The following is an 18730-nucleotide window of genomic DNA, read 5'->3' as shown; positions in this document are numbered from 1 at the left end:
GGTTACTGCAGCGGCCGGAGCAGCTCGCGCACGCGGGCCGCACGCGCGTGTACCTCTTCGCAGCGTGCTTCCACGCGCACGCGGTCGGGACCGGCAAAGCGCGCCCCTTTCAGGTTCTGCACCAGCTGAATGATCCGGGCCGGGTCGATCGGCGGCTCGGGCACGAACTGCAGCACGATCGCGTCCGGGCCGGCGTCGATGCGTGAAATGCCCAGCGGCGCAGCGGCGATGCGCAGTCGGTGCGTCTCGATCAGGTGCTTCACGGGGTCCGGCATCGGACCGAAGCGGTCGATGATCTCCTCCTGCATCGCTTCCAGTTCTTCCGGGGTGCGGCAGTTGGCCAGCCGCTTGTAGACGATCAAGCGCTGGTGCACGTTGGCGCAGTAGCTCTCCGGCAGCAACGCCGGGGTATGCAGGTTGATCTCGGTGCCCGAATCCAGCGGCCCGGCGAGGTGCGGCTCGCGGCCGCTTTTCAGCGCGCGCACCGCGGCGTTGAGCATCTCGGCATAGAGCGCGAAACCGATTTCCTGCATCTCGCCGCTCTGCGATTCTCCGAGCACCTCGCCGGCGCCGCGTATTTCCAGGTCGTGCATCGCGAGGTAGAAGCCCGAGCCCAGCTCTTCCATCATCTGGATCGCCTCCAGCCGCTTGCGCGCCTGGCCGCGCAGCGCTTCTTCATCCGGTGTCAGCAGATAGGCATAGGCCTGGTGGTGCGAACGTCCGACTCGCCCGCGCAACTGGTGCAGCTGCGCCAGGCCGAACTTGTCGGCGCGGTTGATGATGATGGTGTTGGCGGTCGGAATGTCGATCCCGGTTTCGATGATGGTCGTGCACAGCAGGAGGTTGTAGCGCTGCTGATAGAAGTCGCGCATCGCGTGCTCCAGCTCGCGCTCCGCCATCTGCCCATGGGCCACGCGTAGCCGCGCTTCCGGCACCAGGCGGGTGAGCCGTTCCTCCATGCGGTGGATGGTTTCGATCTCGTTGTGCAGGAAGTAGATCTGCCCGCCGCGCTTCAGCTCGCGCAGCACCGCCTCGCGGATCAGCCCGTCGCTGAACGGGGAGACGAACGTCTTGATCGCCATGCGCCGCTGCGGGGCGGTGGCGATGACCGAGAAGTCGCGCAGTCCTTCCAGGGCCATCGCCAGCGTGCGCGGAATCGGAGTGGCGGTGAGCGTGAGCACGTCGACTTCGGCGCGCAGCGCCTTCAAACGCTCCTTCTGGCGCACTCCGAAGCGGTGTTCTTCGTCGACGATGACCAGTCCGAGGTCCTTGAACTTCACGTCCCGCTGCAGCAGCCGGTGGGTGCCGATGGCGATGTCGACGCGTCCTTCGGCCAGCCCCCGCAGGGCGGCCGCGGTGTCCTTCGCCGAACGAAAGCGCGACAGCTCGACGATCTTCACCGGCCATTCGGCGAAGCGATCGGAAAAGGTCTGGAAATGCTGCTCCGCCAGCAGCGTGGTAGGCACCAGCACCGCCACCTGCTTTCCGTCGGCCACGGCCACGAACGCGGCGCGCAGGGCCACCTCGGTCTTGCCGAATCCGACATCGCCGCAGATCAGGCGGTCCATCGGCTTGCCCGAGCGCAGATCATTGAGCGTCGCCTCGATGGCCGCGGCCTGGTCGGGCGTTTCCTGGAACGGGAAGCCGGCCCGGAACGCCTCGTAGTCGTGCGGCTTGACACCGAATGCGTGCCCGGTGCGCGCGGCGCGTTGCGCGTACAGGGCGAGCAGCTCCGCGGCGGTGTCGCGCACCTGCTGCGCGGCGCGGCGCTTGGCTTTTTCCCACTGTCCGCTGCCCAGGCGGTGCAAGGGCGCAGCCTCGGGTGCGGCGCCACTGTAGCGGCCGACCATCGCCAGCTGCGCAACGGGGACATAGAGCTTGTCGCCGCCTTCGTATTCGATCGTCAGGAATTCGTTGGGTCCCTCGCCCAGATCCATCGTGGCGAGTCCCCGGTAGCGGCCGATGCCGTGCTCGACGTGCACCACCGGGTCGCCGACGCGCACCTCCGACAGGTCGCGCAGCATGTTCTCGGCGCAGACGCGGCGCTCGCGCTGGGCGCGGGCGCGCACCTGCGCGGGATACAACTCGCCTTCCGTGATGACAGCGAGGCCGGCCTCCTCGTCGATGAAGCCCGAGTGGACTGGTGCGACCCCGAGCGCGAAGCGGCCTTCGCCGGACAGGAAACCGGCCCAATCCTGCGCCGGGCTCGGATGAACGCCATATTCGGTCAGCAAACCGAACAACGTTTCGCGCCGGCCCGGGCTGTCCGCCAGCAGCAACACCCGTCCGGGAAACGATTCCACGAAGCGCTTGAGCGCGCCCACCGGCTGGGCGGCGCGGCGGTCCACCGCAACCGGGGGCAGCGCGCCGGCCGCGTGACCTGCGCCCGGCCGCGTCATCTCGTGGCGCGCGAAGGGCTTGATGGCCCCGAAGAACTCCTCCTCGCGCAGGAACAACGCACCCGGAGGCAGCAGGGGGCGATCCGGATCGCCGGACAGCAGCCGGTAGCGCGCTTCGGTGTCCGTCCAGAATTTCCGAATCGCCGATGGCAAGTCCCCGTGCAGCAGCACCGCGGCCCTTTCGGGCAGATAGTCGGCGAGCGTTGCCGTCTGATCGAAGAACAGCGGCAGGTAGTACTCGACGCCCGCCGGCAAGCCGCCCTGCGAAATGTCCTTGTAGATGCGGCTACGGGTCGGATCGCCCTCGATCGCTTCGCGAAACCGGCTGCGGAACCGGGTCCTGGCCTGCTCGTCGGTGGGGAATTCGCGCGCCGGCAACAGCCGCACTTCGTTGACCTTGTAGATGCTGCGCTGGGTATCCGCATCGAAGGCGCGCAGGCTGTCGATCTCCTCGTCGAACAGCTCGATGCGATAGGGCAGCGCACTGCCCATCGGAAACAGATCGATCATTCCGCCCCGCATGCTGTATTCGCCGGGACTGACCACCTGGCTGACGTGGCTGTAGCCTGCCAGGGTCAACTGCCGCGACAGTTCGGCCGGCGGCAGCCGGTCGCCGCGCTTGAGCAGGAACGTATAGGCCGCCAGGTAGGCGGTCGGGGGGAGGCGGTAGAGCATCGTCGTGACCGGCACGACGATGACGTCGCATTCGTTGCGGGTGAGGCGATACAGCGTCTCGAGCCGTTCCGACACCAGATCCTGGTGCGGAGAAAAGGCGTCGTAAGGCAGCGTTTCCCAGTCGGGAAACAGATGCACCCGCAGATCCGCCGCGAAGAAGCGCACTTCTTCCAGCAGGCGCTGCGCTTCCTGGGCGTCCTCGGTCACGACCAGCAGCGGCCGCGCCGCGCGGGCGAGCCGCGCGATCAGCAGTGAATCCGCCGAGCCGGCCGGGGCGGAGACACGCACGCGACCGGCCGGGGCGGGAAGAGATGCCGTCAATGCCATGATGCGAAGGGCGCCAGATTATAGAGGACCGGGTAGTTGCCGGCCGCGCGCCCGCGCCCGGATAATAGCGCCCGCCTTCTCGCTGGAGCAGTATGTCCCGCTGCGTCGCGCTCATCCCGGCCGCCGGTACCGGGTTGCGCATGGGCGATTCCCGGCCGAAGCAGTACCTGCCGCTCCTCGGCCGGCCGATGCTCGCCTGGAGCATCGAGGCGCTCTTCTCGCATCCCCGGATCGAGTCGGTGCAGGTCGTGCTGTCTCCGGACGATGAATGGTTCGAGCGCTACGACTGGGCTTTGTTTGGCGCGCGGCTGCGAGCGAGAAAGACGGGCGCAGACACCCGCGCGCGCTCGGTCGCCAACGGGCTTCAAGCCCTGGCCCCGGAGATCGACGGGCAGGACTGGGTGCTGGTTCACGACGCGGCACGTCCGTGCCTGACGCCGCTGCTGCTGGAACGGCTCATCGCCACGGTGGACAACGATCCGGTCGGTGGACTGCTCGCGACTCGCGTGGCGGAGACCCTCAAGCGCGCCGACGCCCAGGCGCGCGTGGCCACCACCGAGTCGCGCGAGCGGTTGTGGCAGGCGCAGACTCCGCAGATGTTCCGCTGCGCGCTGTTGCAGCGAGCGTTGGCGGCCGCGGACCTGGGGCGCGTGACCGACGAAGCCAGTGCCGTCGAGCAACTTGGGTTGCGGCCGCTGCTGGTGGAATCGAGCGTCGCAAATCTGAAGGTGACGTTTCCCGACGATCTGCAGCTCGCCGAAGCGATCCTCTCCAGCCGGCAACGCAAGAGCGGCTGAAGCAGGCAGACACGGAGTCGCATCGCATGAGAATCGGACAGGGATTCGACGTACACGCGCTGGTGGAAGGCAGAGCGCTGATCATCGGCGGAGTGCGCATCGCGTTCGACAAGGGCCTGGCCGGACACTCGGATGCGGACGTCCTGTTGCACGCCATCAGCGACGCCTTGCTCGGTGCGGCGGCCCTGGGTGATATCGGGCGGCATTTTCCGGACACCGATCCGCGGTATGCCGGAGCCGACAGCCGCGAGCTGCTGCGCCGGGTCGCCGCGCTGCTCGCGCGCGAGCGATACCGGGTGGTGAACGTGGATTCGACGATCATCGCCCAGGCGCCGAAGCTGGCCGACCACATCCCGGCCATGATCGCCAACATCGCGGCCGATCTCGGAGTACGCCGCTCGCAAGTGAACCTGAAGGCCAAGACCACCGAGCGGCTGGGATTCGCCGGCCGGGGCGAAGGCATTGCGGCCGAGGCGATCGTTCTGCTCGATGCCTGGTGAATCGCCTCCGCTGCGTCTGTTCTTCGCCCTGTGGCCAGGTCCGCCGCTTCAGGCCGCGCTCGCGGCCTGGGGCCGGAGATTGCAGCGCGAACTGGGTGGACGCCCGACGCGCAGGGAAAACATTCACTTGACGCTGGCCTTTCTGGGCGACACCGAGGCCCGGCGCCTGGACGCGCTGCGCGGTATCGGCGAGAGGATCGACGGGACTGCATTCGAGCTGACGATCGACCGCGTCGGTTGCTGGCCTCACAGCGGCGTGGCCTGGGCAGGCAGCCGGGAAATCCCGGACGCGCTCCGGAGCCTGGCGCTGCGGCTGCGCGAGAAACTGCTGCAAGAAAGCTTTCCGATCGAGCAGCGCGAATTCGCGCCTCACATCACCCTGGTGCGCAAGGCGCTGTGCGCGCCCCTGCACTGGCAACCCGGCGAGGCGCTCAACTGGGTCGTCGATCGTCTGGTTCTGGCGCGCTCCGAGCTCGGTCCCGAAGGGTCCAGTTACAGCGAGCTCGCCGGCTGGCCGCTCGGTTCGTAAGCTCAGGCGGCTTTCTGCTCGATGGGCAGCTCGAGGCGCGCCTCGAGCCCGCCGCCGGCACGGGCGAGCAGACGCACTTCGCCGCCGTGCAACCGCGCGGCGCGCTCCACGATCGCCAGCCCCAATCCGGAACCGGTTCCGCCGCCTCGTGAGGCTTCCAGCCGGGTGAAGGGGCGCATCACCCGCTGCACTTCCTCCTGCGGGATGCCCGGGCCGCGATCCAGCACCCGCACGATCGCCTTGTCTCCTTCGCGCTCGGTGCGCACCTCGATCTCGCCATTGCCGTAACGGGCCGCATTGTCCACGAGGTTGGTTACCATGCGCTGGGTGGCGGTGGGCTTGAGCATCATGGGCGGCAACGGCTGCAACCGGGCGCGGATCGGCCGGCCCATGCGGGCGTAGCGGCTGCAGATGCTGGCCACGATCTGGTTCAGGTCTTCGCCGCAGCGCATGGGTTCCTCGCCGCCGTCGCGCGCGAAATCGAGGAACTGGTTGATGATGGCATCCATGTCCTCGATGTCGCGGATCATTCCCTCGCGCAACGGGTCGTTGTCGTTTTCCCGCAGCATCTCCACGCCCAGCCTCAATCGCGACAGCGGGGTGCGCAGATCGTGCGAGATGCCCGCCAGCAGAACGGCGCGTTCCTGGTCGAGCTGCTTGAGGTTCTCCGACATGCGGTTGAACGCCCGCGAGAGCGTGCGGATCTCGATCGGCCCGGTTTCCGGCAGTGGAGGCGGACTTTTGCCCGCGCCGACGTGCTCAGCGGCTTCGGTGAGCGCGCGCAGCGGGCGGTTCACGCGCAGCATCAGCACGTAGGCACCCACGATCGCGAGCGTCAGGCCGAAGAACGACCAGCCCGCCCAGGCCCACACCGAGGCGGAACCACGCGAACCCGGCGGGAAGACGACCCAGTAGGCCTGGTTGCGCACCTGGATCTTGATCCAGAGCGCGCGCGTGGCGTCTTCCAGCATGACCAGCGCCTCGGCATCGCTGCCCAGCTGGCGCTTGAGCTCCGCACCGATGGCGCGCAGCAGCGGCGATTCCGGCAGCGCGACCTCGCCGTTCTCCCAGGCCGTGGCCGGGAGCAGCCGGATATTGTGCTGCGAGGGGAGCTTTTCCGAAAAGCGCCGGCGCGAGGCCGCGGGCATGGTTTCCAGCGCGGCGCTCACCGTGGCCAGCACGCTCGCGATCTGCGTGGCCAGGTACTCCGATTGCGTGCGCACGTTGTAGGTGCGGTACAGGCCGAACCAGATGAGCTGACTTACCACCAGCAGCGCGGCGATCAGCAGCATCGAACGCGAAAGCAGGGACTGCGGTAGCCAGTGCAGGCGCATCACGGCTGCTCGTCGTCGGGCACGAAGACGTAGCCTACGCCCCAGACCGTCTGGATGTAGCGCGGGTTGGCCGGATCCTCTTCCAGGAGCTTGCGCAGCCGGGAGACCTGGACGTCGATCGAGCGGTCGAACACGCCGTACTCGCGCCCGCGCGCCAGCTCCATCAGCTTGTCGCGCGACAGCGGCACGCGCGGATGCGTCGCCAGCGCCTTGAGCATGGCGAACTCGCCGGTGGTAAGCCCGAGCGGCTTGCCCGCCTTGGTCAGCGTGCGGTTGGCGATGTTCAGCTCGAAGGGGCCGAATCGGACCGGCGCCTTGCTGTCGTCCGGCGCGCCGGGCAACGTCGACGCGGGCGACTGGCGGCGCAGCACCGCCTTGATCCGCGCCACCAGCTCGCGCGGGTTGAAGGGCTTGGGCAAATAGTCGTCGGCTCCGATCTCCAGCCCGGCGATGCGGTCGGCTTCGTCGCCCCGCGCGGTGAGCATGATGATCGGCACGCGCCGGCCGGCTGCGCGCAGCCGACGGCAGATCGACATGCCGTCCTCGCCCGGCAGCATCAGGTCGAGGATGATCATGTCGACGTTCTCCTTGCTCATGACCCGATCCATCGCCGCGCCGTCGGCAACGGTGCGCACGCCGAATCCCTGTTCGCCCAGATAGCGATCGAGCAGCTCGCGCAGCCGCTGGTCGTCGTCGACGACCAGTACGGTCGCCGCCGTGGAAACGCTCGCTCCGGTCTGCATGGGCGGGATTATAAAAGCAGAGGTTCGGCCGCATTGCCGGTGGCCGGCGCCGCGCGCTATCGTGCTCGCATGGAGCACCCCCGTATCCACATCGTCCAGGGCGACATCACCCGTCAGCGGGTGGACGCCATCGTGAATGCAGCCAACAGCACCTTGCTGGGCGGAGGCGGGGTGGACGGCGCGATCCACCGCGCGGCCGGGCCCGAGCTGCGCGAGTACTGCCGGAAGCTGGGCGGCTGCCCCGTCGGGGAGGCGCGCATTACGCCCGGCTTCCGGATTCCGGCCCGATGGATCATTCATACGGTCGGGCCGGTGTGGCGCGGTGGACGGCACGGCGAGCCCGAATTGCTTGCCGCCTGCTATCGCAACAGCCTGCGCCTCGCGGTGGAGCACGAGGTGCGCACGCTCGCCTTTCCCTTGATCAGTACCGGGGCCTATGGGTATCCGCTCGAGGCCGCGAGCGGGGTGGCCCTGCGGGAGATTTCGGACTTTCTGGAGACCGACGCCACCCTGGAGGAAGTGCGCTGCGTCTGCTTCGGGGACGAAGCGCTCGCCGCCTGCAAGGCGGCGCTGGAGCGGTCGAGGGAAAGGCGCTGAGCTCTATGAGCGCGCGCCACACAGGACCGGATGCGCGGAGCACGGAAGTCAACGGTGCGGCGCGGTGGCTGAGACGTTGCGGATCACGGCGTCGGTCACTTCCCGGGTGCTGGCGCCGCCGCCCAGATCCGGTGTGAAGATCCGCTGTGCGCTCACCGCTTCGATCGCCGACATGAGCCGTGCGGCGGCGCGCGGTTCGCCGAGATGCTCGAGCATCATGACCGCGCTCCAGAAGGCGCCGATCGGATTGGCGATTCCCCGGCCGGCGATGTCGAACGCAGAGCCGTGGATCGGCTCGAACATCGACGGAAAACTGCGTTCCGGATTGAGGTTGGCGGTGGGCGCGATGCCGAGGCTGCCGGAGAGGGCGGCCGCGAGGTCTGACAGGATATCGGCGTGCAGGTTGGTCGCGACCATCACGTCGAGCGAGGCTGGGCGCAGAACCATGCGCATCGTGGCGGCATCGACCAGCGTGCGCTCGGTCTTCACGTCGGGGTAGTCGGCCGAGACCTCCCAAAAGACCTCGTCCCACATGACCATGCCGTGGCGCTGGGCGTTGGACTTGGTGATCAGGGTGAGCTGCCTGCGCGGCCGGCTGCGGGCCAGCTCGAAGGCGAAGCGGTGGATGCGCTCCACCGCTTTGCGTGTGAATATCGCGACCTCGGTCGCGACTTCGCCGGGCAGCCCGCGGTGCGAGCGACCGCCCTGGCCGGAATATTCGCCCTCGGAGTTCTCGCGCACGATCACCCAGTCGAGATCGGCCGGCGAGGCCAGCTTCAGGGGAGGCTCGATGCCGGGGAGCACGCGCGAGGGTCGTACGTTCGCATACTGGTCGAAGCCCTGGCAGATGGCGAGCCGCAGGCCCCAGAGGGTGACATGGTCGGGGACCTCGGTGGAGCCCACCGCGCCGAAATAGATCGCGTCGAAAAACTTGAGGGTTTCCAGCGCGTCTTTCGGCATCATCTCGCCGTGGCGCAGGTAGTAGTCGCTGCCCCAGGGAAAGCGTGTGAATTCCAGGCCGAAGCTGCCGTCGGCGCGCACGAGCGCCTCCAGTACGCAAATGCCGGCTTCGATCACTTCGGTGCCGATGCCATCACCCGGAATCGCGGCGATCTGGTAGGTCTTCATGTTGTTGAATGGACCACCGGGACCGCAAGGCGCCAGGGAGCTCGACCATGCGGAGCGGCCGCGGGATGGCGCCGCTTCCTTCGGGTGTAACACATCCACTTGCCGTTGCGCTGGCCTGTTGCCATGGTGCTGGGCGGTTCGTTCCGGTTTCAGAAGTTGACGTTGTTCCGGCCCTTGAGCTTGAGAATGCGGCGGGCATCCTCGGGCGTGGCGATCGCGAGCCCCAGTTCCTCGAGGATGCGGCGGATCTTGGAGACCTGGTGCGCGTTGGACCTGGCCAGTTCTCCCTTGCCGATCCAGAGACTGTCTTCGAGACCCACGCGCACATTGCCGCCCAACACCGCCGACTGCGTCGCGACGAACATCTGGTTGCGGCCCGCGCCGAGCACCGACCACTGGTACTGGTCACCGAACAGCCGATCCGCCGTACGCTTCATGTGCAGGACGTCCTCGGGATGCGGACCGATGCCGCCGCGAATGCCGAAGACCGACTGGATGAACAGCGGCGGCTGGATGAGACCGCGATCGAGAAAATGCGCGGCGCTGTACAGATGTCCGATGTCGTAGCACTCCACCTCGAACCGCGTGTTGTTGCTGCTGCACGATTCCAGGATGTAGGCGATGTCCTTGAACGTGTTCTTGAAGATGCGCTCGTCGGAGGCGGCGAGATAGGGCTTTTCCCAGCCGTATTTGAACTCCTTGTATCGCGCCAGCATTTCGTAGAGGCCGAAGTTCATCGAGCCCATGTTCAGCGAGGCGACTTCCGGCTTCAGTTGCAGCGCCGGCTGCAGCCGTTCCTCCACCGTCATGGTCGGGGCGCCGCCGGTGGTGAGGTTGATCACCACGTCGCTCGCGGCCTTGATCCGTGGGAGAAACTGCAGGAACACTTTCGGATCCTGCGTCGGCCGGCCGTCGTTCGGGTCGCGCGCGTGCAGGTGCACGATGGCCGCGCCGGCCTGCGCGGCGCCGATTGCAGCCTCGGCGATCTCTTCCGGGGTCACCGGGAGATAGGGCGACATGGACGGAGTGTGGATCGCGCCCGTCACGGCGCAGGTGATGATTACTTTTCGCTCAGCCATCGGAGCCTCCGCTTTCGATCATCGGTTACGCTCGCGCGCCTTCAGCGCGGTCGGATCTCGCCCACGCTCAGCATGAGCTGGGCGGCCACTTGCTCGTTGTCGGCCTCGGTCGTCGCGCAGGACAGCAGGAACTGCCGCGGGCTGCCGGTCGACGACAGGCGAAAGGCCACCAGCCGGTACTGGCCGCCGCGGCCGTCCAGCAGGCGATCCTCGACCAGTTCGGCGCGCGTTCCATCGGCGCCTGCCTGCTGCATCATCGCGCGCACCCAGGCCTGGGTCTGGGCGGCGGCGGCCCGGCGCGCCCACACCGAGCACACGCCGTCCTCGCCCAGCAGGAGCAACGCCTCGCCGTTCGGACCGGAGGCGTTCCAGCCATGGCCGGGCTTTCCCGCGAGCAGCAGCGCTACCTCGCCGGGGTCGAGCGGCGCGAGCGCTTCTAACCCGGCCCAGGCCGAAATCCTGTCTGCGTCGCCCAGGTTCGCCATGCAGGCCGCGCCGAACAGGTTGAGTGCATAGATCGCGCGAGTGTCTTCGAGCGCAGGCTGCTTCTCGCCCAGGACGGGCCCGCAGAGCGCGCCCGCGAGCAGCACGCAGACGGGCAGCGCCCGCTTCATTGAGGCTGGCTCCGCTTGTGGGCGATCAGCGCCATCAGCCTGCGGTCTCTCCAGGCTTCGCGCTGGGCGTGTTCCGCCTGCGGCAGTAGCCGGCGCCGCTGCGCTTCGATGCGCGCGACCAACGCATGGTCCCAGGGTTCGTACCTTACGTCCTTCATCATCTGGTAGAGCACGGGACCGTAGCGCCGCGCATAGTCGGAAATGCCGCCGGGCGCGTTCAGATCGATCGTCTCGAACGGCCCCATGAACGACCAGCGCAGTCCCAGACCGTCCCGGATGCATTTGTCCAGGTCTTCGACGCTCACATAGTCCTCCTTTACCAGCCGCCAGGCCTCGTTGAGCAACGCCGCCTGCAGGCGGTTCAAGATGAATCCTTCGATCTCGCGCGCGACCGTGATCGGCACCTGGCCGACTTTCTCGTGCAGTGCGCGCGTCCGGGCTACCACTTCCGGAGCGGTCCATGGGGCGGGCGAAATTTCCACGACCGGCACTAGGTGCGGGGGATTGACAGGGTGGGCGACGATGCAGCGATGCCGCCCGTCGAGACCTTCGCTGAAACGGGAGGTCTGAATGGTCGAAGTGGAACTGGCCAGGATGCAGTGGGCAGGCGCCGCCTCGTCGAGCTGCCGATACACCTCGCGCTTGACATCGAGCCGCTCGGCGGTGTTCTCCTGGACGTAGTCGGCGTCTTCCACCGCTTGGGCTAGCGTCGCGCTGCCGGAAATACGCCGCAGCACGGTGCTCGGATCTTCGGTGATCAAGCCGGCGCTGCGCAGCTCGCGCAACCCTTGATCGATCAGCGCGAACGCCTGGTCCAATGCGCCGGGATCGTTGTCGTAGACCTTCACGGGATGGCCGGCCCGGGCGAATACCATCGCCCATGCGCGCCCGATCAGTCCCGACCCGATGATTGCGATTTTTTCCATTTCCTCTCCAATGAAACCGAAGCGCGATCCCGCGCTTGACGTGGCTCTGGGTCTTCTCCGCGTGCCCCCGGTGGCTAACCCAGCATCTCGACGCCGGCGCACACGGAGATCGCCTGCCCGGTGATATTCGCTCCCGCCGGGGACGCCAGGTAGAGCGCCATGTTGGCGATGTCGTACGGGCTCACCATCTTGCGCATGGAGACCCGCTCGAGCGCAATGCGCTTCTGTTCTTCGAAGCTGATGCCCACGGCCCTGGCCTTGGCCTCGATCACGCGGTTGATGCGATCGCCCTCGACCACTCCGGGCTGGATGGCGTTGACCCGGATATTGTCCGCACCGAGTTCCATCGACAGGCTCTTGCTGAACCCGACCACGCCCCATTTTGCCGCGGCGTAGGGCGTGCGGTAGGGAAACCCCAGCCGGCCGGCCGCCGAGGAAAGATTGATGATCGATCCGCCGCCCGCGGCCTTGAGCATGGGCACTGCGAGGCGCGTGCAGTAGAACATGCCGTTCAGGTCCACGGCGATGCAGCGCTCCCAGTCCTCGACTGCGATCTCCTCCACCTTTCCGGTGGGGCCCGCGATGCCCGCGTTGTTGATCAGGCAATCGAGACCACCGAGATGCTTCTGCACGTCGGCGAACATGCGCTGCACGTCAGCGAGGTTCGAGACGTCGGCCAATGTGGCCGTCACGCCCGGGCAGGCCGCGAGGGTGTCGTCCAGAGAAGCCTGCACGACATCGCAGAGGTGGACCCGGGCGCCGGCCTCGTGAAACACCTCGGTCATCGCCCGGCCGATCCCGGCTCCGCCGGCCGTGATCAGTACCCGTTGTCCTTTAACCGTCAGTTCCATGGTGTGTCTTTCAAGCTCGTGCCTCGGTGGTCGTGTCTGGCTCTACTTCGCGTCTGCATGCCGGCGCGGTGGATCGCGCCATCAAAGCCATAGAACCTGCTTGCGGAACTCCAGGTCCGTGAGCAGCGGCTCGGCCGGGCCTTCGTGCGAGACGTAGCCGCGATCGAGCACGTAGGCGCGGTCGGCCAGTGCCAGCACCAGGTCGAGATGATGCTCGATGATCAATATCGACACTTCCCGCCGCAGATTCTCGATGGTGCGAAACACTTCCTCGACCATGGCCGGGGACAGCCCCTCGAACGGCTCGTCGAGCAGCAGCAGCTTCACGTTGCCGGACAGGGCACGCGCGATCGCCACCATCTGCTGTTCGCCGCCGGAGAGCTGGTCCGCCCTGGTGTGCAGCTTCTCGCGCACGCGCGGGAAATACTGGTAGATTTTTTCGCGATCCCACATCAGCCCGGCGCCTGTCCGGCGCGCGAGGGCGCCCAGGCGCAGATTTTCCTCCACCGTCAGGCCGGAGAACAGCCTGCGGCCCTGCGGCACCAGTCCGATGCCAAGGCGCGCGATTTTCTCGGGCGTCTGCCCGGAGATGAGCCGGCCGTCGAACTCGATTTTCCCGGAAGCGGGGCGCGCGATGCCCAGGATGCTCTTGAAGGTGGAGGACTTGCCGGCACCGTTGCGTCCGAGCAGCGCGGTCACTTCCTTCTCGCGTACGACGAGCGAGACGTCGTGCAGGATGTGGCTCTTGCCATAGAAGGTGTTGACGCCTTCCAGAGCCAGCAAGGCGCGCTCGGGGGTCCGTTCGCGCGCGCTCCGGCGCGCCGCCAGGTGCGCGTGTCCGCTGCCGATGTAGACGCGCTGAACCTCGGGATGAGTGCGCACCGTCCGGCTGTCGCCTTCGACCAGCACCCTGCCTTCGTTCATCACGGTGATGCGGTCGGCCATGTCGAAGACACGGTCGATGTCGTGCTCGACCAGCAGCACGGCCATGTGCTCGGTGAGCCCGCGGATCAACCGGCTGATGCGTTCGCGTTCCGCGGCCGCGAGCCCCGCCAGGGGTTCGTCGAGCAGCAGCACGCGCGGGCGCGTGGCCAGGGCCAGTCCGATCTCCACCAGTCGTTGACCGCCGTAGGACAAATCCGCCGCGGCGGCCTGCTCCAGGCCTTCCAGCCCGAGAAAGCGCACCAGTTCGCGCGTCTCGCCATTGACCCCGGTCAGCGCGTCCGCTGCCTTCCAGGCGTTCAGGCGCTGCGGATCGCGCGCCTGGCAAGCCAGGCGCAGGTTTTCCCACACGGTGAGGTTCAGGAACAGGCTGGTGATCTGGAACGAGCGCGCAAGCCCGCGCGCCACGACCTCGTCCGCGGATCGGCCTTCGATGCGCTGCCCGCCCAACCGGATCGCACCGGCGTCGGGTGCGAACATGCCCGAGATCGCGTTGAACAGCGTGGTCTTGCCTGCCCCGTTGGGTCCGATCAAGGCATGCAGCCGGCGATCCTCCAGCTCGAAGTCGACGCGATCCACCGCGGCGAAATCCCCGAAGCGCTTGGTCACTGCCTGGCACGCGAGAATGCGGCCGTGACCGGGTGCGTGAACCTTTAGGAAATCGGGAACCGACTGCCCCGGTTGCGGCACGACCCGCTGCGCCATGGCGCCGGCCACCGTGCGCCGTGGCAGCAGCGGCGCGAGCAGCCGCTGCCCGATGCCCACCAGCCCGAGCGGCGAGAACAGGATGAAGCCCATGAACATCAGGCCGAACCAGAATTGCCAGGCGTCGGTATAGGCGGAGAGCACCGCGCGCATCATCAGATACGCGAAGGCGCCCAGGGCCGGTCCGAGAAAGCTGCCCACGCCGCCGAAGATCGTCATGGCCAGTATTTCGCCCGAGAAGTTGGGATGCACGAAGTCTGCGGACACGAAAAGCTTGAGAAAGGCCGTGAGCGCTCCGCCCAGGCTGGTCACCGTTGCCGAAATCACGAATGCCGCCAGCTTGAAGCGGCCGACCGGATAGCCCACGAAACGTGCGCGCGTCTCGTTTTCGCGGATGGCCTTCAGTACCGACCCCAGCGGAGAGTGCACCACGCGCAGCAGGGCGTACATCACGAGCAGCACGATCGCGCAGCAGAACCAGTAGTACACCTGCGCGGAATCCAGATCGAGCCCCAGCACCACCGGGCGCTGGATGCCGGACAGACCGTTCTCCCCGCCGGTGAACGAGGTCCAGCGAAAAGCGATGTAGAACACCAGCGCGGTGAAGGCCAGCGTGATGAGCGAAAAGTAAACGCCGCGCCGGCGCAGGACCAGAAATCCGACCACCAGGCCGAGGAGCACGCCGAGCGCCACGGCCGTCAGCAGGGGCAGAAAGAAGCTGTCGCGGAACCAGTGGATCTGCGACAGCGTCGCGCTATAGGCGGCGATGCCGAAGAACAGGCCGTGACCGAACGAAAGCAGGCCGGTGTAGCCGAGCAGCAGGTTGAAGCCGAGCGCCACCATCGCCATCAACGCGATCTCGGTCGCGGTCGAATAGGTGAAGCCGGTTGCCAGCACGAAATACGGCAGCAGGACGATGCCGATCGCGGCGATGGCGAGCGGATGGCGCAGCAGCCGGGCGGGGCTCATTCGAATTTCTCGAAGCGTTCGCCCATCAGTCCGCGCGGCCGCAGGAGCAGCAGCAGGATCATCAGCAGATACATCGAGGCTTCGGCAGCGGGGGGATAGAAGTAGATCGTCACGCCGCGCACCGCGCCCACCAGCAGGCCGGCCAGCACCACGCCCCAGAAGCTGCCCAGCCCGCCGATGACGACGACCACGAAGGTCGCCGTGAGAATCTCGGTGCCCATGGCCGGCTGCACGCCGGCAAGCGGGGCCGAGAGCACGCCGGCCAGGCCCGCCAGCGCGACGCCGAGCGCGAACACGGCGGTCAGCGTCGGGCGCAGGTTGATTCCCAACGCCCGCACCATTTCCGGGTCGCGCGTGCCGGCGCGCACCACCATGCCGAAGGCGGTCTTGTTCAGCAGCAGCCAGCAGCCCGCCACGCCGAGCGCGGCCACCGCCAGCATGAACAGACGGTAATAGGAGTAGATGAAGTCGCCGAGGATGAGCTGGCCGCGCAGGGCATCGGGCATGGCGAACGGCAGGCCGGTGCTGCCCCAGACGATGCGCAGCGCCTGTTCCGCGGTCAGCGCCAGGCCGAAGGTGAACAGCAGCCCGAGCATCGGGTCCTTGCTGTAGAGGCGACGCAGGGCAAAGCGTTCGACCAGCATGCCGATCAGCGCCACCCCCACCGGCGACAGGCCCATCGCCCCGAAGAAGCCGGCGCGCTTCTCGATCTCCCAGGCCAGATAGGCGCCCACGGCGTAGAACGCGCCGTGTGCGAGATTGACCACCCCGCCCAGGCTGAAGATCAGCGACAGTCCGAGCGAGAGCAGGATGTAGTAGGACCCGACCAGCAGGCCGTTGACGATCTGCTCGAGCAGCAGCACCGAGAACTCAGGCGGCTGGCATGTCGCAGGGATTCTCGGCCTGCGTAGGCTGGATCAGCTCGAGGGAGCCCTTAGCGTCGGGCACCGTTTCGACCAGGTCGAAGATGTCCCACTTGTCCTTCGAGCGGGACTTGTCCTTGACCTTGACGACGTACATTTCCTGGAGCAACTGGTGATCCCAGTCCCGGAACCTGCCCTTGCGTGCCTTGAGCAGATCGAATTCGGCGCCTTTCTCCAGGTGCTCGATGAGTCGGCGTGGCTCGGTGCTCTTCGTTTCGGCCACCGTCTGCAGGACGATGCGCACCCCGACGTAATCGCCCCACGCCTGGTTCTCCGGCGGATGTCCGAACTTCTTCACGAAGCGCTCGGTGAAAGTCCGGGAGGCCGGCACGGTCAGGCCGTGATACCACAGGCTCTGCCAGTGCCCGGAGAGGTTTTCCAGCCCGGCCGCCCAGAACGGGGCGGTGTCCATGACGCCGCCGGCCAGCTCGTAGGGCAGGTTGTACTCCCGGTACTGCTTGAGGAAGGTGGTCTGGTCCACGCCCGCCAGATTGAGATAGACGAAGTCGGGCTTGAGCTGGCGCAGCTTCAGGATGTAGGCGCTGTAGTCTGCGGTGTTGGTCGGCACGAAATCGTTGTTCAGGATGATGCCGCCGTGCTCCTCGAGGAAGCGCGAGGACACCTTGTACAGATCGTGGCCGAAGGCATAGTCGGCGGTGAGAAAGGCCCAGCGCGCGCCCTTGATGAGGTTCTTCTGCAACTGCCAGGTACCGATGGTTTTCGTGTACATGGTGTTGCTGCCTTCGATGTGGAACATGTAGCGCTTGCAGTTGGAGCCGCGCAGTGCGTCCGAATTGCAGCCGGTGTTGAAGAAAGGGATCTTGTAGCGCTGCGCCTGCTCGCCGATCGCCAGCCCCGAAGCCGAGCTGATCTCTCCGATCAGACAGATGACCCTGTCGCGCTCGATGAGCTTCTGCGCCTTGTTCACCGCGGTCTGCGGATTGACGCTGTCCTCGGCGATCAGCTCGATCCTGCGACCGAGAACGCCGCCGCGCGCATTGGCTTCCTCCACGGCAAGTGTCGCACCCTTGAAGCCGTACTCGCCGACCTGCCCGAGAAATCCGGTGCGCGGCGTGAGGTGGCCCAGCCTGATGGCGTCGCCCTGGGCGCGCAGCACCGCCGGAAAACCCAGCAGTGGCACGACCGACAATGCGGCGGCCGCCTTGATTGCCTCACGCCGGCCGGCCGAGGCCGGTGAACTGATCTTGTCTTTCATGTTCTCCTCCCAGAAAAGAGCCACCACACCGGCACAGAGACAGATTGCCGAACGAGAAGACAAGAGCTCGGCCACCAGGGCGCCGAGACACCCGGGCAATCGCGATTCGATTGCGTGGTTGCCGGTGTTGCTATATGCCTTGTAGTCTCTGGGTCAATCGGTCCGTTCAACTTCTCTGCGCTTCCGTGGTGAACGCGGCTTCAGCGTTTGAAGCCCGATCGGATCCATTCGACGCTCTTCATCCCGTCGGGTGGGCTGATCTGCTCCGGCGGGTAGTACTTGACGTTGATGAGCGTGACCTTGCCGCCGACTTTCTTCACCGTGCCGTAAGGCACGTGCTGAACCGCCTGGTGTCCTTTGCCGAGGGACATGTCCACGGTGCCGGCGACCGAGTCGAACTTGAGGTATTCGAACGCCGCAATCACCTGATCGATGGTGGGTTGCTTGCCGCCCGCGGCCGCCTGCGCTTTTTCCCACGCGGCCTTGACGCCGAGAAAAGCGGTGGCCATGTGATAGGAAGCGTACACCGGCATCATCCCGAAGCGCTCCTGGTAGGCCTTCCTGAACCAGTTGTTGAGCGGGGTGGACGGCGCGAATGGTCCGTTGGGTCCGCGCGCCCCGATCATGGTGCCGTCGGGCAACTGGTCGCCCAGACGCTCGAGCACGGTTTCCCCGGTGATCATGATGTTCGGCATGCGCGCGAGCAGACCGCGCGGGGCCGCCTGCAGGATGTAGGCTTCGAGGTCTCCGCCCCACAGCGAGTTCTGGATGATCTCGGCACCGCTGCCCAGGAGTGCGGAAATCTCGGTGCTGTACTGGCCGGCCCCGAGCTTGGGCGTGACGTTGGTCGCGATCTGCGCCCCGGGTTTCAGGATCTTCATCGCTTCGGTGAAGTCGGCCCAGGCATCCTGGCCCCACGCATAGTTCGGGTTGATGCCGGAGAACGTCTTCAGGTCGGGATAGTGCTCGGCAACATAGCGCGCCGCGGCGACGTTCTCCTGCGTGGCCATCGTCGTGGTGCGGAACACGTACTTGTAGGAGGCCTCTTCGAAGATGCGGTTGGTGGAGCAGTCGAAGAGCACCGTGAACTTCTTCAGTTCTTCGGCGACCGGTGCCACCGCGAGGCAATCGCCGCTGGAAATGACGCCGATCACCAGGTCGACGTTCTGGCGGCTGACCAGGTTGCGATATTCGGTGACGACCTTGGTCGGGCCGCCGGCCTCGTCGACATACGCCAGCTCGATCTGCTTGCCGCCAAGACCGCGGGTCCCGTAGCCGGGAATGACGCCGCCCCGGTTCATCGCCTCCGCGATCAGGTCGGATGCGTTCTTCGCCGGCACTCCGAATGGTCCGGCGGCCGGTCCGGACAGGAAGGTGATGATGCCGATCCGGATCCTGTCCTGGGCGTGCGCCGGGACGATTATCGCGATCGACACCGCCGCGGCGAGCGCCGCGAACTGCACAAGGCGTTTCATG

The 18730-nt window shown here is 66.7% G+C and carries 16 protein-coding genes; 4 read left to right on the top strand and 12 right to left on the bottom strand.

Translation table 11 applies throughout. The features are described from left to right. Window positions 1-2 precede the first annotated feature (2 nt). On the bottom strand, window positions 3-3401 hold the full coding sequence (gene mfd, locus VNM24_11160; GenBank protein HWQ39144.1) for a transcription-repair coupling factor: 3399 nt from the start codon (window positions 3399-3401) through the stop codon (window positions 3-5). Window positions 3402-3493: 92 nt separating this feature from the next. Here mfd and ispD point away from each other — a divergent pair, with 92 nt between their 5' ends. Genes ispD through thpR form a run of 3 tightly spaced genes read left to right on the top strand, consistent with a single transcriptional unit; the run spans window position 3494 to window position 5227 of the window. Continuing rightward, on the top strand, window positions 3494-4198 hold the full coding sequence (gene ispD / locus VNM24_11155; protein HWQ39143.1) for a 2-C-methyl-D-erythritol 4-phosphate cytidylyltransferase: 705 nt from the start codon (window positions 3494-3496) through the stop codon (window positions 4196-4198). A 26-nt stretch (window positions 4199-4224) separates the two neighbouring features. After that, a complete protein-coding gene (ispF, locus tag VNM24_11150) occupies window positions 4225-4698 on the top strand; it encodes a 2-C-methyl-D-erythritol 2,4-cyclodiphosphate synthase (protein ID HWQ39142.1) in 474 nt (157 codons plus the stop codon). Then, window positions 4688-5227 (top strand): RNA 2',3'-cyclic phosphodiesterase, encoded by a 540-nt coding sequence (gene thpR, locus VNM24_11145; protein HWQ39141.1) that lies wholly within the window; start codon window positions 4688-4690, stop codon window positions 5225-5227. The genes ispF and thpR overlap by 11 nt, the downstream gene beginning before the upstream one ends. Window positions 5228-5229: 2 nt before the next feature. Here the strand turns inward: thpR and VNM24_11140 are convergent, their stop codons facing one another. Both VNM24_11140 and ompR read right to left on the bottom strand, forming a co-directional pair. Beyond that, window positions 5230-6561, bottom strand: coding sequence for an ATP-binding protein (locus VNM24_11140; GenBank protein HWQ39140.1), 1332 nt, complete (start codon window positions 6559-6561; stop codon window positions 5230-5232). Continuing rightward, on the bottom strand, window positions 6561-7304 hold the full coding sequence (ompR, locus tag VNM24_11135; protein ID HWQ39139.1) for a two-component system response regulator OmpR: 744 nt from the start codon (window positions 7302-7304) through the stop codon (window positions 6561-6563). Before ompR ends, VNM24_11140 begins: the two co-directional genes overlap by 1 nt. 69 nt (window positions 7305-7373) lie before the next feature. Between ompR and VNM24_11130 the strand changes: the two genes are divergently transcribed. Further along, window positions 7374-7901: an O-acetyl-ADP-ribose deacetylase gene (locus tag VNM24_11130; GenBank protein ID HWQ39138.1), complete on the top strand. Its 528-nt coding sequence runs from the start codon at window positions 7374-7376 to the stop codon at window positions 7899-7901. 48 nt (window positions 7902-7949) lie between these two features. Here the strand turns inward: VNM24_11130 and VNM24_11125 are convergent, their stop codons facing one another. From VNM24_11125 to VNM24_11085, 9 genes are all read right to left on the bottom strand, one after another. Then, window positions 7950-9029: a tartrate dehydrogenase gene (locus VNM24_11125; protein HWQ39137.1), complete on the bottom strand. Its 1080-nt coding sequence runs from the start codon at window positions 9027-9029 to the stop codon at window positions 7950-7952. Between the two features lie 149 nt (window positions 9030-9178). Beyond that, window positions 9179-10108: a 3-keto-5-aminohexanoate cleavage protein gene (locus tag VNM24_11120; protein HWQ39136.1), complete on the bottom strand. Its 930-nt coding sequence runs from the start codon at window positions 10106-10108 to the stop codon at window positions 9179-9181. 41 nt (window positions 10109-10149) lie between these two features. Next, window positions 10150-10722 carry a hypothetical protein gene (locus VNM24_11115; protein ID HWQ39135.1) on the bottom strand — a complete coding sequence of 191 codons (573 nt, stop codon included), beginning with the start codon at window positions 10720-10722 and terminating at the stop codon, window positions 10150-10152. Further along, window positions 10719-11648: a 3-hydroxyacyl-CoA dehydrogenase gene (locus VNM24_11110; GenBank protein HWQ39134.1), complete on the bottom strand. Its 930-nt coding sequence runs from the start codon at window positions 11646-11648 to the stop codon at window positions 10719-10721. Before VNM24_11110 ends, VNM24_11115 begins: the two co-directional genes overlap by 4 nt. A gap of 74 nt (window positions 11649-11722) precedes the next feature. Continuing rightward, entirely contained in the window at window positions 11723-12499 is a 777-nt protein-coding gene (locus VNM24_11105) for an SDR family oxidoreductase (GenBank protein HWQ39133.1), read from the bottom strand. A gap of 81 nt (window positions 12500-12580) precedes the next feature. Continuing rightward, window positions 12581-15115 carry a branched-chain amino acid ABC transporter ATP-binding protein/permease gene (locus VNM24_11100; GenBank protein HWQ39132.1) on the bottom strand — a complete coding sequence of 845 codons (2535 nt, stop codon included), beginning with the start codon at window positions 15113-15115 and terminating at the stop codon, window positions 12581-12583. Next, window positions 15112-15978 carry a branched-chain amino acid ABC transporter permease gene (locus VNM24_11095; GenBank protein ID HWQ39131.1) on the bottom strand — a complete coding sequence of 289 codons (867 nt, stop codon included), beginning with the start codon at window positions 15976-15978 and terminating at the stop codon, window positions 15112-15114. Before VNM24_11095 ends, VNM24_11100 begins: the two co-directional genes overlap by 4 nt. Window positions 15979-15985: 7 nt before the next feature. Then, window positions 15986-17254 carry an ABC transporter substrate-binding protein gene (locus VNM24_11090; GenBank protein ID HWQ39130.1) on the bottom strand — a complete coding sequence of 423 codons (1269 nt, stop codon included), beginning with the start codon at window positions 17252-17254 and terminating at the stop codon, window positions 15986-15988. A 200-nt stretch (window positions 17255-17454) separates the two neighbouring features. After that, window positions 17455-18729 (bottom strand): ABC transporter substrate-binding protein, encoded by a 1275-nt coding sequence (locus VNM24_11085; GenBank protein HWQ39129.1) that lies wholly within the window; start codon window positions 18727-18729, stop codon window positions 17455-17457. Between the last annotated feature and the right edge of the window lies 1 nt (window position 18730).

The sequence above is a fragment of the Burkholderiales bacterium genome (assembly GCA_035560005.1).
Classification (GTDB): domain Bacteria; phylum Pseudomonadota; class Gammaproteobacteria; order Burkholderiales; family Eutrophovitaceae; genus DASRFY01.
The sequence above is the reverse complement of the archived record's forward strand: the minus strand, read 5'-3'. Positions and strand labels throughout refer to the sequence as shown.

What these genes read in the sequence shown, in the direction of transcription:
- VNM24_11115 (HWQ39135.1), bottom strand. Translation starts at nt 10,722, where the DNA reads ATGAAGCGGGCGCTGCCCGTCTGCGTGCTGCTCGCGGGCGCGCTCTGC.
- VNM24_11140 (HWQ39140.1), bottom strand. Translation starts at nt 6,561, where the DNA reads ATGCGCCTGCACTGGCTACCGCAGTCCCTGCTTTCGCGTTCGATGCTG.
- ispF (HWQ39142.1), top strand. Translation starts at nt 4,225, where the DNA reads ATGAGAATCGGACAGGGATTCGACGTACACGCGCTGGTGGAAGGCAGA.
- VNM24_11110 (HWQ39134.1), bottom strand. Translation starts at nt 11,648, where the DNA reads ATGGAAAAAATCGCAATCATCGGGTCGGGACTGATCGGGCGCGCATGG.
- mfd (HWQ39144.1), bottom strand. Translation starts at nt 3,401, where the DNA reads ATGGCATTGACGGCATCTCTTCCCGCCCCGGCCGGTCGCGTGCGTGTC.
- thpR (HWQ39141.1), top strand. Translation starts at nt 4,688, where the DNA reads ATGCCTGGTGAATCGCCTCCGCTGCGTCTGTTCTTCGCCCTGTGGCCA.
- ispD (HWQ39143.1), top strand. Translation starts at nt 3,494, where the DNA reads ATGTCCCGCTGCGTCGCGCTCATCCCGGCCGCCGGTACCGGGTTGCGC.
- VNM24_11125 (HWQ39137.1), bottom strand. Translation starts at nt 9,029, where the DNA reads ATGAAGACCTACCAGATCGCCGCGATTCCGGGTGATGGCATCGGCACC.
- VNM24_11130 (HWQ39138.1), top strand. Translation starts at nt 7,374, where the DNA reads ATGGAGCACCCCCGTATCCACATCGTCCAGGGCGACATCACCCGTCAG.
- VNM24_11120 (HWQ39136.1), bottom strand. Translation starts at nt 10,108, where the DNA reads ATGGCTGAGCGAAAAGTAATCATCACCTGCGCCGTGACGGGCGCGATC.
- VNM24_11090 (HWQ39130.1), bottom strand. Translation starts at nt 17,254, where the DNA reads ATGAAAGACAAGATCAGTTCACCGGCCTCGGCCGGCCGGCGTGAGGCA.
- VNM24_11085 (HWQ39129.1), bottom strand. Translation starts at nt 18,729, where the DNA reads ATGAAACGCCTTGTGCAGTTCGCGGCGCTCGCCGCGGCGGTGTCGATC.
- VNM24_11105 (HWQ39133.1), bottom strand. Translation starts at nt 12,499, where the DNA reads ATGGAACTGACGGTTAAAGGACAACGGGTACTGATCACGGCCGGCGGA.
- VNM24_11100 (HWQ39132.1), bottom strand. Translation starts at nt 15,115, where the DNA reads ATGAGCCCCGCCCGGCTGCTGCGCCATCCGCTCGCCATCGCCGCGATC.
- ompR (HWQ39139.1), bottom strand. Translation starts at nt 7,304, where the DNA reads ATGCAGACCGGAGCGAGCGTTTCCACGGCGGCGACCGTACTGGTCGTC.